We start from the raw sequence: 15,707 nt of genomic DNA on the forward strand, positions 1-15,707 counted from the left end.
ATGGGCACCGCGGCAGAGATGACGCCCCCGGGGCTGGGCCTGACCTGGAGCCTGCGCGGACGCGGCCCGGAGGACGTCCCCGTGCTGGGCGATCCGGGACCGCCGGACGGACGCCCCACAGGTCCCGCCACCGGTCGCGGCGTACGCGTCTGCGTCGTGGATTCCGGCGTGGAACGGGACCATCCGCTGGTCGGCGACCTGGCCGCGTCCTGGGTGGTCGTCAAGGACGGGGAGAGCGGCGCGATCACGGTCGAGCCGACGACCACCGGCGACACCTGCGGCCACGGCACCGCGTGCGCGGGCATCATCCGCCGGACCGCGCCGGAGTGCGAGATCCACAGCGTCCGGGTGCTGGGCGAACGGTTCTCCGGCACCGGAGACGTGCTGATGGCCGGGCTGCGCTGGGCCGTCGAGCAGCGCTTCGACGTGGTGAACCTGAGCCTGTCGACCACCCGTACCCGCTTCGCGCAGGAGCTGCACGCCCTCGCGGACAGCGCCTACTTCGCCCGTACGGTGATCGTCGCCTCGGCCCACAACACGCCGGTGGAGAGCTTCCCCTGGCGGTTCGCCTCGGTGATCTCCGTCGGCAGCCACCAGGAGGACGACCCGGACCTGCACCTCTACAACCCGCGGCCGCCGGTGGAGTTCTTCGGCCCCGGCCAGAACGTCTCCGTACCGTGGCTGGGCGGACGGACGATCCGCACCACCGGCAACAGCTTCGCCACGCCGTACGTCGCCGGGCTCTGCGCGCGCATCCTGTCGGCGCACCCGCGCATGACGGCCTTCCAGCTCAAGAACGCCCTCTATCTGTCGGCGGCCAATGTGCGCCACGAGCCGAGCCCTTCACGCCCGCGTCCCGCGACAGCGCCAGGAGACACAGGAGATGACCACCATGGTTCCGAGAACTGAATCCGCTCCCCTGTCCGCCCCCGCTCCTGCCGACGCACCGCGCGAGGAGCTGCTCCAGTCGATCGTCGACGTGGCCCGGGCCATCTTCGGCGCGGCGGCCGGCTCGGTCCTGCTGCTCGACGAGGAGAGCGACGAACTGGTCTTCCGGGCGGTCTCCGGCGAGGGCCAGGAGTTCCTGGTGGGCCGCCGGTTCCCGGCCGGGCGCGGTATCGCGGGCTGGGTGGCGACCTCGGGCGAGCCGATGGTGGTGGACGACCTGACGAACGACCCGTCCTTCGACCGCTCGCTGGCGGAGTCCACCGAGTACGTCCCGAACTCCTTGATGGCGGCCCCGCTGATCAGCGACTCGCGCGTGCTCGGCGTCCTGGAGGTGCTGGACGCCTCGCCGCAGGCCCGGAGCAGCGTGCGGGAGCTGGACCTGCTGGCGATGTTCGCCCGGCAGGCGGCGGCGGCGCTGCGCGTGATCACTCCGGAGCCGGTGACCGCGCCCGTCGGGCGGGCGCTGGAGGGAGCGGAGCGGGCGGACGCGCTGCGGCTGCTCGGTAGCCTGGAACAGGTGCTGCGGGGCACCGGCTGACCCGCTTGCGGTACGGATCCACGTACGGGACCGGGTACGAGTACGGGACCGCGTACGAGCCCGGGCCCGGTACGGGTACGAGCTCGGGCTCCGGCTCGGCCGTGCGTAGCGGCTCCGGCTTCGGGAAGGAGCCGGGGACAGGCGCCGGACACGTCCCGCGCGGTCACGATGGAAGGACACGCACGTGAAGCTCGCTTTCTCCACGCTCGGGGTGCCGGGAATGCCGGTGGCCGAGGTCGTCCGGCTCGCCACCGAGCACGGTTACGAGGGCGTGGAACTGCGCGCCCACCCCGACGAGCCGGTACACCTGACCCTCTCCTCCGTCGAACGGGCGGACTTGGTCGAGGAGTTCAAGGCGGCCGGGGTGGAGATCCTGGCGGTGGCCGGGTACGTCCAGGTGGCCTCCGACGAGGACGACGAGGAGATCTCCACGGAGCTGGCCGAGCTGGTGAAGCTCGCACGGGACCTGGGCGCGCGGTACGTCCGGGTCTTCCCCGGCGGCGGCGACCAGGACGAGGCGGACGCGGACGCGACGGCCGCCCGCCGCCTGGGCGCGGCCGCGCCGGCCGCCGCCGACATGGGCGTCAGCATCCTGCTGGAGACCCATGACACGCACAGCGCCGGCGCCGACGTGGCCCGGATCGTGGGCACGGTCGGCCACCCGAGGATCGGCGCCATCTGGGACGTCCTGCACACCTGGCGATCCGGCGAGGACCCGGCCGCCACCCACGCGGTACTGGCCCCGCACCTCGGCTACGTCCAGGTGAAGGACGTCGCCTCGGCCACCGACCTCACCCCGCTCCCCCTGGGCACGGGCGTCCTCCCGCTGGCCGCCTGCCTGGAGCCGCTGGCCACGGAGACCTGGGTGTGCTGGGAGTACGAGAAGCGGTGGTACCCGGGCGCGGCGGACCTTCCGGGCCTGCTCGGCGCGGGGCGGGAGCATCTGCTGCGGCTGGGGGCGCCGAAGGGGTGACAGGCGCCCCAAAGCAGGTGAAGTGACATAGCCCACAGACCGGATGCCCGGTTTTGGCTGCTTGGTATCCACATAAGTCCCTGGTCATTCACACAGCATCTTCATAGAGTCCCGCACAGCTCCTCACATACGAGGGGGGCATCACGGGTGGGCGGGGTGGGCATGGTGTGGTGGCGGCTGCGTGGCCGTAGGGCAACCGGACTGGTCGCGGGGGGTGTGGGGCTTGCCGTACTGGCCACCCTCGCACCCCAGGCAGCCGCCACGCCGGCGGCCCCGCCGGTCGCTTCGGTGGGAGAGGCCGGGGAGTCGCGCACCGGCGCCGACGCCGCACTGACCGAGGCGAAACGAACCGGGCGGTCCGTTGAGATCGCCTCGATGCGCGGTGAGCGCAGCGAGGTCTTCGCGACGCCTGAGGGCAATTTGGAGGCGCGGGAGTATCTGCGTCCGGTGCGGGCGCGGGTGAAGGGCGCATGGCAGCCCATCGATACCGGCCTGACCCGTTCGGTCGACGGCAGTGTCGCGCCGAAGGTGACCACGGTGGGCCTGGCGTTCTCCGGGGGCGGCACCACACCGCTCGTACGGATGCGGAAGGCCGGTCGTGAGCTGGCCCTGTCGTGGCCGGAGAAGTTGCCCGCCCCCGTGCTGGAAGGCCCCAGGGCCACGTACCGGGAGGTGCTTCCGGATGTGGACCTGCGGATGGAGGCGCAGGAGGACGGGTTCACGCAGCTGCTGGTGGTCAAGTCGGCTGAGGCAGCGGAGAACGAGAAGCTGTCGGAGCTGCGCCTGAAGCTGGCCGCGGACGGCATGGACGTACGCGAGATATCCGGCGGCGGTCTGGAAGCGGTCGACAAGGGCGCCCAGGGGGCCGTGTTCGAGGCGCCACGGCCCATGATGTGGGACTCCAGCACGCCGACCGAAGGCACATCGGCCGCGGGTGCCAAGGCCACGGTGGCCCGAGCGGGTGCTGGCTTGGAAGCGTCGGGCCCGGACGGTTCCGGTGAGCCTGCGCCGACGGAGTCGGGGAAGCTCGCTCCGGTCGGTGTGACGCTCCCGGCGGGTGGCAAGGAGCTGGTGCTGACCCCGGACGTGGACGTGCTGCGGGGCACGGACACCACATATCCCGTCTTCATCGATCCGCAGTGGTATTCGCCGGATGCTACGGCGTGGACGATGGCGTCGAAGTACTGGGCGTCCTCCCCGCAGTGGAAGTTCAACGGCGAGTCCGATGCGGGTATGGGTTTCTGCAACTGGAACTACTGCCAGCCGAACGACACCAAGCGGTTGTTCTACCGCATCTCGACCGCCGCGTTCGCGGGAAAGTCGATCCTGTCCGCCGAGTTCGTAGTGCCGAACACCTGGTCGGCATCCTGTACGGCCCGCGGTGTGGAGCTGTGGCGGACGAAGGACATCTCGTCCTCGACGACGTGGAACTCGCAGAACGCCTCCGGATTCTGGATCAAGCAGCTCGCCTCGAAGTCGTTCGCCTACGGCTACAACGGTTGTTCAGCCAAGGACGCCGAGTTCGACGTGAAGTCGGCGGTGCAGGAGGCGGCGAACGGCAAGTGGTCCACGATGACGTTCGGCCTGCGGGCGTCGAGCGAGTCGGACGGGCTGGGCTGGAAGCGGTTCTCGGACAAGGCGTTCCTGCGCGTGGAGTACAACCGGCCGCCCCCGCAGCTGAAGATGTCGCAGCTGTCGATGCAGTACGGCGGTGTGTGCAAGGGCCCCGACAGCGCTCCGCGGGTGCGTACGCTGGGCACGATCAACATCAACGATGTCACCGACCCCGACGGTGACAACATCGCGATCCAGATCCAGGCGACGTGGGACGCGGGCGACGGCAAGGGGTCGATCGTCCGGTGGAAGCCGCCGCTGACCTCATACAAGAAGTCGGGGCGCGCCAGCTGGACTCTGAGCCTGCCCACGTCGATCCCGCAGAACAGGACCGTGGCCTGGCACGTCCGTTCCTACGACAGCGCCCAGTACTCCCCGTGGTCCTCGGCCGGTGATCCCACGGCGTGCTACTTCGTGTACGACAGGACCGTCCCGGCGGCGCCGTCGATCGTCTCCGATCAGTACCCGGAGTCCCAGCCGGAGGATCCGAACGACCCGTGGCTGGACGGGGTGGGCCAGTACGGCACGTTCACCCTCGACACGGCGTCGAGTGATGTGACGCGCTACTGGTACGGCATCAACAGCGATCCGTCCTCGGCCCGCCAGCTGACCACGAGCGCCGGCGCCCCCAAGAGCATCCCGTTCCTGCCCTCCAAGCCCGGGCTGAACTTCATCACCGCTCAGGCTTTCGACGCGGCCGGGAACGGTTCGGAGATCCGCACGTACCAGTTCCGGGTCAAGGCCGGACAGCCCGAACGCGCCACCTGGCAGCTCAACGAGGAGTCGGGAGCCACCGAGGCACAGGGCTCCACACCACCCCGCACCCTCGCACTGCACGGAGGTGCGACCACCGGCGCGGCCGGGACGAAGGGCACCGCCCTCGAACTCAACGGCACCGACGGCTACGCATCCTCAGACCTCTCGGTGGTCGACACCACGCAGGGCTTCACGGTCTCGGCATGGGTGAAGCTGTCGAAGATGCCCACCAGCGCGGCGATCATCGCGGCCCAGCCGGGCAACCACAGCCCGAGCTTCGAGCTGTACTACTCGGCAGCACTGGACCGGTGGGTGTTCAACCAGTACGAGACGGACACACCGGGTGCGAACGTCATCCGTGCAATGGCGGCACAGCCGGGCGGTGTGAGCGCGAACGCGTGGACGCACCTGACCGGTTCGTACGACAGCGGCGCCAAGAAGCTGCGTCTCTATGTCAACCGTCAGCTCGTCGGTGAGACGGCGCTGCCGAACGCGTGGAACGCACGTCGCGGTCTTCAGATCGGTGCCGGCTCCTACAGCGGCGTCACGAAGGCGTTCTTTCCCGGGGCCATCGACGAGGTGCAGATCTTCGACAAGGTGATCACCCAGGGAGAGGTCGACAAGCTGTACGCCATGCAGGCTGTCGGCGACCCCGGCCGTCCGGCCATCGCCGTCTTCCCGCTCGACGAGGAGGCGGGCTCCACGGAGATCCGGGGACACGGCGACGTACTGCCGGCGAAGTACAACGGCGGCGTCACCACCGGCGTCCCCGGCGTGGCCGGGAAGGCCGCTCAGTTCAACGGAACCACCGGGTACGCGAAGATCGGCCAGACCAGCGGCCCGCATGTGAACACCTCGCGCAGCTTCACCGTCAGCGCCTGGGCGAAGATGGACACGGCCAAGCCGAAGGCCGGGGCCGTCATCACGTCCCAGAACGGCAGCTTCGCTCCGGGATTCGAGCTGTACTACTCGGCCACCTATGACCGGTGGGCGTTCAGCCAGTACTCCGCCGACACGGCCGACGCCACGCCCGTACGGGCCATGCAGCCGGACGGAACGACGGCCCGCGCCGGTGAATGGGCCCACCTCGTCGGCGTGCACGACACGGTCGCGAAGACCCTCACGCTGTACGTCAACGGCGCGAAGGCAGGTTCGGTGACCTTGGCCGACGCCTTCTACGCCGACCAGTCCATGCTGATCGGAGCGAGCGCCTCCGGACAGAGGATCAGGAGCTTCTTCCCCGGCGCGATCGATGACGTGCGGCTGTTCTCGCGGCCTGTCTCCGGCGAGGAGGTCCAGCAGATGTTCCGCCAGCGCCCCATCGTCAAGAGCAGGTGGAAGTTCGAGACGGCCGGCGCGACAACTCCGCCCACCACGCCGGACGCTTCCCCGACCGGCGCCGACCTGAGCCTGCACAACGGGGCCAAGGTGGGATCAGGCTGGGTCGACGGCGGGCTGGAGCTGGACGGTGTCAACGACTACGCCGCAACGGTGAGCGCCACGCCCCCCGTCGACACCTCCGGAAGCTTCACCGTCAGCGCCTTCGCACAGGCCGCGGCAGTGCCGACCAGACCGGCCGTTCTGATCAGCGCCCCCGGAACCAACAAGAACGCCTTCGAAGTGCGGTACGTCCCGAGCGCCACACCCCAGACCGACGGGGGCCGCTGGCGCATCAGCACCAGTCAGGCCGACACCGCATCAGCATCCGGCAGCAACGCGGCGTACGGACCGTTCTCCGGTGTGGACGAGTGGCATCACATCGCCTTGGTCTACGACGGATTCGCCCGGGAGCTGCGGCTCTACGTCAATGGGGCGCTGGAGGAGACGACGTGCACCGACGCCGACGGCGATGGTGAGGCGGACGAGCCGACCTGTGAGGAAAGGATCTCTCGCGCCGAAAACGTGATCACGTTCAAGGCCGCGCAGGGGCTCAACATCGGCCGGACCAAGACCGGCGCGAGCACGTGGGGCGAGTACTGGCCGGGTGCGGTGTCGGACCTGTGGGTCTTCCAGGGGGCGCTGAGCGAGACCGCCATCGCCCACCTGTCCCAGGGCGTCCCCGGCACAGACACCACCCTCCCGGGCAACGACTGACCGTGTGGGGGTTCGACCGCGTCGTCGGGCCCCCACGCCCCACCCCACCTATGCGGTACGGATCTCGTGCGGCCAGCTGTTCCCCACGCCATTTATGCCAGATGTGCACGACGAAGGATGAGGATGAACGGTAGACAACGGACCCGGGTCCGTTCCCTGCGCCGCCGGATAGCACTGGCCTCGGCCGTGGTCATGCTGGGGACTCTGCTCCAGGCAGCGACTCAGCCAGTCGCCTCGGCTGTCAGTTCTGATACAGGTCGCCCCGACCTCCCCGCCTCGGAGAAGCCGGTCCCGGTCACACCGGTCCCCTTCATCCCCCGCGATGCCACGCAGCCAAGCTCTCCCGTGAAGGTCCCAAGAGCCGTGTGGCCGGCGGCGGGCACGGTGACCGTGGACGTACCGAAGAGCGGCTCGTCCGTCGTCCGCGCGGGGAAGCTGCCCCTTGCTCTGGGCAACTCCCAGACATCCGGGTCCGTACGAACCAGGATGTTCGACCGCCAGGCGGCCCGGCTGGCGGGATCGAACGGGCCTGTGTTCAGTCTGGAGGCCGCCGGAACGACCACGTCGAAGACATCCGTCCGTGCCCGTCTCGACTACTCCTCCTTCGCCGGAGTGTTCGGTGGCGGCTATGCCGGCCGGCTGAAGCTGGTCGAGCTGCCGGCTTGCGCACTGTCCACGCCGGAAAAGACCGAGTGCCGTTCCGCCAAGCCGGTCGACACCGTCAACGACACCGAGAAGCAGACCCTCACCGCCCCGCGTGTCTCCCTCGCGTCCTCCGGCGCCACGGTGCTGGCCGCGGTCGCGGCCGACGCCGGTATGGGCGGCGACTACAAGGCGACCCCGCTCTCACCCTCTGCGCAGTGGAGCACGAGCCTCAACACCGGTGACTTCTCCTGGTCGTACGCCATGAATGTGCCGGAGGTTCCCGGTGGACTGGCGCCCAGCGTCGGTCTGTCCTACTCCTCAGGGTCCATCGACGGGCGCACCGGCAACAGCAACAACCAGGCATCGTGGGCCGGGGACGGGTTCGACCTGTGGCCCGGATCCATCGAGCGCCGCTACAAGTCGTGTGCCGATGACGGGGTCGAGCGCCCTGACGGAGGCAAGCCTGCCGACCTGTGCTGGGCCTACGACAACGCGTTCATCTCCTTCAACGGCAAGGGCGGCGAACTCGTACCGACCGGCACCGACACCTTCCGGTTGCGTGAGGACGACGGCACAAAGATCGAGCGCAAGCGAGGAACAAGCACGGACGTACGGGCGAACGGCGCCCGTGACGATGAGTACTGGCAGGTCACCACACCTGACGGGGTGCGGTACTTCTTCGGGTACAACCGTCTGCCCGGCTGGGCAACCGGCAAGGAAACCACCGACTCCACCTGGACCGCCCCGGTCTTCGGTGACGACGCGAACGAGCCCTGCCACGCCTCCACGTTCGCCAACTCCTGGTGTCAGCAAGGCTGGAGCTGGAACTTGGACTATGTCGTCGACCCGCACGGCAACGCGATCGCCTACTACTACGACAAAGAGTCGAACTCCTACGGCCGCAACCTGGACGAGAAGGCCAACACCCGCTACGTCCGCGGCGGCTCCCTCGACCGCATCGAGTACGGGCTGCGCTCCGACAGCATGTACTCGGCCAAGGCCCTGGCGAAGGTCGACTTCACCAACGGCAAGCGATGCCTGCCCTCGGGCAGTACCACCTGCCCCGAGGTGGAGACGGACGCCTTCCACTGGAAGGACACCCCGTGGGACCTGAACTGCGACACCGGTGCGACCTGTGATCGGGGCCGACTCGCACCCGTCTTCTTCACCACCAAGCGGCTCGCTTCCGTCGCCACCCAAGTCCTGCGGAACGGCACCTACGCGGACGTCGACTCGTGGACGCTCGGCCACCGCTGGGGAATGGCCGACACCGATTACCAACTGCTGCTGGAGTCCATACAGCGCACGGGCAGGAGCGCCACCCCGGCCATCACCCTGCCGAAGACCACCCTCGGATACACCCAGCTCGTCAACCGCCTCGACAGGCCCGACGACGGCTACGCCCCCTTCGTGAAGGAACGCCTCAGCTCTGTCTCGGACGAAGCCGGCGGCCAGATCAACGCCAACTACTCGGCTGCCGCGTGCAACGCGGAAGCGCTGCCCACCCCTCAGACCAACACCACCCGGTGCTTCCCTCAGACCATCGGAGCCACCAGCACCGACGACGGCGAGCTGCATTGGTTCAACAAGTACGTCACCTCGACCGTCACGCTGACCGACCGCACCGGTGGCTCGCCCGACCAGGTCACGATGTACGACTACCTGGGTGACGCCGCATGGCACTACGACGACGATGACGGGCTGACCAAGGAGAAGACCAAGACCTGGTCGCAGTGGCGCGGCTATGGTCACGTCCGCGTCAGGACGGGTGGACAGGGCGGCGCCGCCGCGATGAGGTCTCAGGCAGACAGCTACTTCCTGCGCGGAATGAACGGTGACCGCAAGGCGCCGTCCGGCGGCACCAAATCCGTCACCGTCGCGCTCGGTACCGGAGAGGGCGACGCTCTCACCGACCACGAGTCGGCCGCGGGCTTCGAGTACAAGACCGTGCAGTACTCAGGCCCTCAGGGCCGCATCCTCGGCAAGACCGTGAGCCGCCCCTGGCACCACGAGACCGCGAGCAAGGTCCGCTCCTGGGGCACAGTGACGGCCAACTTCACCGGCACTGCACAGACCCGGTCCTGGACCTCGCTCGATGACGGCGCCGGCAGCCGGTGGCGGACCACCACGACCTCCAACACGTTCGACACCGTCGCTGGACGCATCACCCAGATCGACGACCGCGGCGACGACTCCACCACCAGCGACGACAAGTGCACCCGCACCTCCTACCCGACGGCGGGCACGATCCTCGCGCTCCCTTCCCGGGCGGAGGCGGTCTCCACAGCATGCACCACCACCCCCGCACGTCCCGGCGACGTCATATCCGACATCCGCACCGCGTATGACGGCCTCGGCTACGGAGCCACGCCTACCAAGGGCACCGCCACGGCAACGGCGATGCTGAAGACGCACGACGGCACCACGGCCACCTACACCGAGGCAGCGGCCACCTACGACAGCTACGGCCGCAAGCTCACCACCAAGGACCTGAGCGGCACCGTCACCGTCAAGAACGACACGATGACCCGGACCCCGCGCAGCGACGGCCTCGTCACCACCACGGCCTACACACCGAGCTCCGGCTTCCCGGCCTCGGCCAAGGTCACCACTCCGCCGGTCAAGGGCACGGACAGCGCCACCGCTCATACGACCACCACCGTCCGGGACCCGCTGCGCGGCATGCAACTGAGCATCACGGACACCAACGACAAGGTCACCAACTTCGCCTACGACGCACTCGGGCGGAAGACCAAGGTCTGGCTCGCCGACCGCCTCACCGGCGAGACCCCCACGTACGAGTACAGCTACACCGTCGCGGAGAACCAGGCGATCGCCGTCGGTACCAAGACGCTCGGCAACAACAGCGGCCAGGACACCTCCTACGTCTTCTACGACGGCTTCCTTCGCCCGCGCCAGACGCAGGCCCCCGGCCCGGAGGGCGGAAAGCTGCTCACCGACGTCTTCTACGACGAACGCGGCCTGTCGACCAAGGAGTTCCTGCCCTATTACGCCACCGGCAAGCCCTCCACCACCCTCGTCAAGCCACAGGACGCCTTCGGCGTGGAGACTCAGAACCGCTACACCCACGACGGACTCGGCCGGCAGACGGAACACCGGCAGATCTTCGGCAACGGCGACGGCGGCCAGGTCCTCGGCATCACCCGGAACATCTACGGCGGCGACCGTGTCACCGTCATCCCGCCCGTCGGCGGAACCGCCACCACCACCCTGACCGACGCTCGCGGCCAGACCACTGAACTGCGCCAGCACCACCAGCGCACGGTCGACGCCTCGTTCGACGCCACGAAGTACGACTTCACCCCAACAGGGGTTTTGGCCAAGGCCACCGACCCCGCAGGCAACCAGTGGACCTACAAGTACGACCTTCTCGGGCAGCTCAAGGAGACCACGGACCCCGACAAAGGCATTTTCACGTACTCCTACGACGACCGGGGGCGCCTCACCTCCACCGAGGACGCCCGCAAGACCAAGCTCGCCTACACCTACGACGGACTCGGCCGCCGGACCGAGATCCGCTCCGACTCGTCGAGCGGCTCCCTGCGAGCCACGTGGACGTACGACACCATCAGCGGTGCCAAGGGCCATCTCTCCGAATCCACACGGTACGCGGACGATGGCGAGGCCTATGTCAACAAGGTGGTCGCCTACGACAAGCTCTACCGGCCACTGCGCACCTCCGTGACGATCCCGGCCACCACCGCCAACGCCGGACTCTCCGGCACTCACCTGTCGAGCGTGACCTACAAGCCCTCCGGAGTGGTCAGCGGGGTCGGCCTGCCCAAGGCGGGCAGCCTGGCCGCCTCGTCCGTCGTATTCGTCCACGAGGACGCGACGCTGCGGCCGATCGCCGTAGACGGCCGGGAGGGCATCAAAGCCACGACCTCCTACAGCCTGACCGGCAAGCCTCTGCAGCACGAACTCTCCAACGCGGGAAGCAAGAAGACCTGGGTGACCAATGGGTACGAGGCCGGTACCCAGCGGCTTTCGTCCACCCGGGTCGACCGCCAGGACGTCGCGGGCGTCGATCAGGCGTCCTCCTTCCGCTACGACGAGGCCGGCAACGTCCTCTCCGTCTCGGACACCTCACGCGCCGGTACTGACAACCAGTGCTTCACCTACGACCACCTGCGCCGCCTGACGAAGGCGTGGACCCAGCCCACCCAGACCTGCGCGGACGCGCCGAGTGCCGCCGTCATCGGCGGCCCCGCCCCGTACTGGTCCTCCTACGGCTACGACAAGACCGGCAACCGCACCGCCGAGACGGAGCACAACACTGCCGGTGACACAACGAAGAACATCACCAGCACCTACGACTACCCCGCCCCCGGAGCCAACACGATTCGTCCGCACGGCTTGACCTCCGTCACCCGCAAGGGTCCAGGCGTCACCCAGGGCGACTTCTACACCTACGACGCCACCGGCAACACCGAAACCCGCACCTTGGGCGGTGGCACCAGCCAAACGCTCAAGTGGGACGCCGAAGGCAAGCTCGTCAAGGTCACCGAACCCGTGGAGGGCGGCTCACCGAAGGTCACCGACTACCTCTACGACGCTGACGGCAACCGTCTGATCGCCCGTACCCCGACCGAGTCCACGCTCTACCTCGACAACACCGAGATCACCGTCGCCAAGGGCACCACCACACCCAAGGGCACCCGGTACATCGACCTCGGCGGTGGCCACCAGGCCGTCCAGGAAGACAACGGCAAGGTCTCCTTCACCACCGCCGACCACCACGGCACCGCACTGCTCTCCATCGACGCCGCCACCCAGCAGCTCAGCCAGCGCCGAAGCCTGCCCTTCGGCGGAACCCGCGGCTCGAAACCGACCACCTGGCCCGGTACCAAGGGCTTCGTCGGCGGCACCATCGAAAAGTCCACCGGCCTGACTCAAGTCGGTGCCCGCTCCTACGACTCGGCAACCGGACGCTTCCTCTCGGTCGACCCGATCATGGACCTGACCGACCCCCAGCAGATCAACGGCTACGCCTACGCCAACAACAACCCCCTCACCTTCTCCGACCCCACGGGCCTCTACTGCGACGGGTGCAGCTACGGCAACCCCGACTCCGCCTGGGCTCCTGACAAGGGCAACGGGACGGGCTGCAGCACTTACGGCTGCAGCAAGCCTCAGGCGAAGTCCAAATCATCAGGGAGCGGCGGAAGTTCAGGTAAGGGCAAGGGGTCGCAAGGCGGCCCGGCAGTGGTGATCAACGTCAGCCAGAAGAACGGGCAGACCAAGATCGAGGACATGGTCATTCCCACAGCCCGCGAATTGGAGGGCATGTACCCCCAGTACGCCGAGGAAGAGCGCATCGAAGCCTGGGCGGAAGGCAAGTGCCGCAACGGGGACAGCCAAACCAAGGCGTTCTGCGGAGCTGCTGAGGCGCTGGGGATCATCGACCACACACCCAACCTCTTCGATCAGATCATCTCTGCGCTCATCGTCCCCGACGTCGACGCCTGGAAGAGCTGCCTCTCGGGCCAGAGCGCTACCGCATGCGGAACTGCCGCTCTTGACCTGCCCTGGGCGCGCGCCCTGAAGGGCATCAAAGTCCTGAAGGCCGCAAAGAGCTGCAACAGCTTCGTTCCGGGTACCGAAGTCCTCATGGCCGACGGCACGACGAAGCCCATCGAGGACGTCCGTATCGGCGACAAGGTTCTGGCCACCGATCCCCAGACCGGCGAGACCTCGGTCAAAACGGTCACAGCGGAGATGACCGGCGCCGGACTGAAGAATCTGGTGACGATCACCCTCGCCATCGCAGGCAAAGAAGTGAGCATCACCGCGACCGACGGCCATCCGTTCTGGGTACCCGCCCTCAACTCCTGGATCACCGCCGGCAACCTGACCGCAGGGCAAGCGCTCAAGGCCGCCAGCGGTAAGACCTTCCAGATCACGAGCGTCAGGCACACGAAGCAGCAGGCCGACGTTCACAACCTCACCATCGCGGACCTGCACACGTACTATGTGCTGGCAGGGAGTACGCCGGTCCTCGTACACAATTCCGGGTCCTGTGGAATCTCGGCGCGTAACGAGAAAGCTGGCGATATCGGTAATTACACCGATTCAGAGAAGACTCGAGATCCAGCGTCGCAGTGGTATCACGAGGAACTGAGCAATAAGGAACTTCTGGACGGGATCAACAACCCTGGCGCAGGAGATGGAATTCTTGTCTCGCGTGATGGCAAGATCCTGGGAGGCCACCACCGCAAGGACGAACTCCTGGCGAGAATCAGGGACGGGCGCATCGACCCAGATACTGAAATCCGCATTGACGTCTACGACGGGGAGTAGTGCCCGATGCCGCTGATCCATTCGACCGATCCTGACTTCCGCGTGTGTCAAATCAGCTTCGATACGCTACTCGCGATCCAATTGGAGGCGGAAGAGCGAGGCTGGGCGACTCGGTGGTCCTCGGTTCACGCACTCCGCAGCCAGGTCAAGGAAGGAAGCGTCGTCCTTCAGTCGCTGATGCGTGAAGAGAGAGGGGGAGTTGTGCGGGCCTACCGATGCCTTCTCCTCTTCTCGGCCGCGGAGGACGACGGTTCGGGGGGAGTTGCCACGATCGATCTTGATCCGGCGAGGTTCGAATCGTTGGAGCGGCTTGATCGAGATCCAGATGTCCGGAAAGCGCTGGCCCGAACGTTCTCCCTTGCGATGGGCGGGATTTCAATGGTCTCGAAGAATTAGTGAAGTCTGCTGATCCGCGGTCCGATTTACGGGAGTGGCGATTGGAATGACGGCCTCTTGGTAACTGCTCAAGAGGCTGTCGTTCGGAGAAAGAATTCGCGTCCTGTCGAGGTGTGCAGGATCGGACTAATTCGCACATAGACGAGATCGGTAATCGCAGCCCAATGAACAAAGAAGGGTCTGCCGGAGATACTTCCGGCAGACCCTTCTGGGTTGGTTGACGACAACGTCAGCGGACGACGCCGTTGGGGTCGTCGGTCAGGCCGAGTGCATCGCCCAGGGTGTCGATGACTTGGCGTTGGAGGCGGAGGCGTACGTGGACGTAGATGCCGGCGGTGACACCGATGTGGGCGTGGCCGAGGAGTTCCTTGATGACGACGAGGTCCACGCCCTGTTCCAGGAGCAGGGTGGCGGTTGAGTAGCGGAGGTCGTGGAAGCGGATGCGGCGGGTGAGGTTGGCCGGGTCGAGCGGCCGTCCTGAGGGCGTGGTGAAGACGACACTGTTGTCTCTCCAGTCCGGCCCTGCGGTCTCGCGCTCCCTGTCCTGCCGCTCTTGGTACTTCTTGAGGGAGTGGATACATTCGATTGGGAGCGCGATACGACGCTCGGGCGCCCGGGTCTTGGTGGGCAGATGCGTGAGGCCGCCGGTGCGAGTGGGCTGGAGCGAGCGCCGGATGCTGGCCGTTCCGGTGGTGAGGTCGAGGTCTTCCCAGTGGAGGCCGAGGAGTTCGCACTTACGGAGGTCGGTGCGCAGGGCGAGTTCGTGCAGCGCGTGGAGCCGGTCGGCGCAGGCCGCGTCGAGGAATTGGCGGGTCTCGGCCGCGGTGAGCGGACGGAAACGCCTGGGCTGGTGCGTGGTGGTCTTGACGTTTCGGGGCAGCTCATCTTCGCGGACGGCGTTTTCCAGTGCCGCCTTGAGCACCGAGTGCACGTAGGTCACGGTCAAAGCGGACAGCCGCTCCTGGCGGCACTCGCCGATGGTGCAGCACCGATTTCGTTCGGTGTCCAGGCCCTGGGTGCAGCACTGGCAGGTGGTACGGAGCCCGTCGAGGAAGGTAGGTACGTCCTTGGCGGTGAGACGTGCGACCTTCTTGGTGCCGGGTCCGGGGATGAGGTGGAGGCGGACGCAGACGGCGTATCGGGGGTGGGTGTTCTCGCGGAGCCGGTGAACGGCGACACTGCTGAGCCAGTACGTCAGGTAGGCACCGAGCGTGCTGTCAGCAGTTGCGACGGGAAGTCCGCGGTTGCTGTCGGCGAGCTTTTCGGCCGCATTCATGCGGGTGGTGCCGTAGACGCGCACGCGTTTGCGGATGTTTGGCGGCGAGGACGTAGCCGGCTGCTTCCCAGCGGCCGTCCTTGCGCTGGTCGATGGTGCCTTCGCCGTTGGCGCGAGCCTTCTTGCGCTTGGGGGCGGTCATCGGG

At 67.4% G+C, this 15,707-nt stretch carries 6 protein-coding genes and 1 pseudogene; 6 read left to right on the forward strand and 1 reads right to left on the reverse strand.

Annotation, left to right across the window (positions count from 1 at the left end; genetic code table 11):
• The 6 genes from ACIRR8_RS02785 (at nt 1) to ACIRR8_RS02810 (ending at nt 14,285) form a co-directional block, all read left to right on the forward strand.
• Complete coding sequence (locus tag ACIRR8_RS02785) at nt 1–909, forward strand: S8 family peptidase (RefSeq protein WP_404058185.1); 909 nt, start codon at nt 1–3, stop codon at nt 907–909.
• A complete protein-coding gene (locus ACIRR8_RS02790) occupies nt 893–1,486 on the forward strand; it encodes a GAF domain-containing protein (RefSeq protein WP_404058703.1) in 594 nt (197 codons plus the stop codon). The genes ACIRR8_RS02785 and ACIRR8_RS02790 overlap by 17 nt, the downstream gene beginning before the upstream one ends.
• A 184-nt stretch (nt 1,487–1,670) precedes the next feature.
• Complete coding sequence (locus tag ACIRR8_RS02795; protein WP_404058187.1) at nt 1,671–2,459, forward strand: sugar phosphate isomerase/epimerase family protein; 789 nt, start codon at nt 1,671–1,673, stop codon at nt 2,457–2,459.
• 375 nt (nt 2,460–2,834) lie between these two features.
• Nucleotides 2,835–6,923: a LamG-like jellyroll fold domain-containing protein gene (locus tag ACIRR8_RS02800; protein WP_404058705.1), complete on the forward strand. Its 4,089-nt coding sequence runs from the start codon at nt 2,835–2,837 to the stop codon at nt 6,921–6,923.
• Nucleotides 6,924–7,409: 486 nt separating this feature from the next.
• Nucleotides 7,410–13,889, forward strand: coding sequence for a polymorphic toxin-type HINT domain-containing protein (locus tag ACIRR8_RS02805; protein ID WP_404058707.1), 6,480 nt, complete (start codon nt 7,410–7,412; stop codon nt 13,887–13,889).
• A 6-nt stretch (nt 13,890–13,895) separates the two neighbouring features.
• Nucleotides 13,896–14,285 (forward strand): hypothetical protein, encoded by a 390-nt coding sequence (locus tag ACIRR8_RS02810; protein WP_404058189.1) that lies wholly within the window; start codon nt 13,896–13,898, stop codon nt 14,283–14,285.
• A gap of 229 nt (nt 14,286–14,514) precedes the next feature.
• Here ACIRR8_RS02810 and ACIRR8_RS02815 read toward each other — a convergent pair.
• Nucleotides 14,515–15,703: pseudogene (locus ACIRR8_RS02815) on the reverse strand (tyrosine-type recombinase/integrase).
• Nucleotides 15,704–15,707 lie beyond the last annotated feature (4 nt).

Origin of the sequence: Streptomyces sp. NPDC101178 (assembly GCF_044767965.1) — a bacterium.
In the GTDB taxonomy this organism is placed as follows: domain Bacteria; phylum Actinomycetota; class Actinomycetes; order Streptomycetales; family Streptomycetaceae; genus Streptomyces.

Bases quoted from the DNA above. Each gene is read 5' to 3' on its own strand.
- ACIRR8_RS02785 (WP_404058185.1), top strand. From the start codon at position 1: ATGGGCACCGCGGCAGAGATGACGCCCCCGGGGCTGGGCCTGACCTGG.
- ACIRR8_RS02790 (WP_404058703.1), top strand. From the start codon at position 893: ATGGTTCCGAGAACTGAATCCGCTCCCCTGTCCGCCCCCGCTCCTGCC.
- ACIRR8_RS02800 (WP_404058705.1), top strand. From the start codon at position 2,835: ATGCGCGGTGAGCGCAGCGAGGTCTTCGCGACGCCTGAGGGCAATTTG.
- ACIRR8_RS02805 (WP_404058707.1), top strand. From the start codon at position 7,410: ATGTTCGACCGCCAGGCGGCCCGGCTGGCGGGATCGAACGGGCCTGTG.
- ACIRR8_RS02810 (WP_404058189.1), top strand. From the start codon at position 13,896: ATGCCGCTGATCCATTCGACCGATCCTGACTTCCGCGTGTGTCAAATC.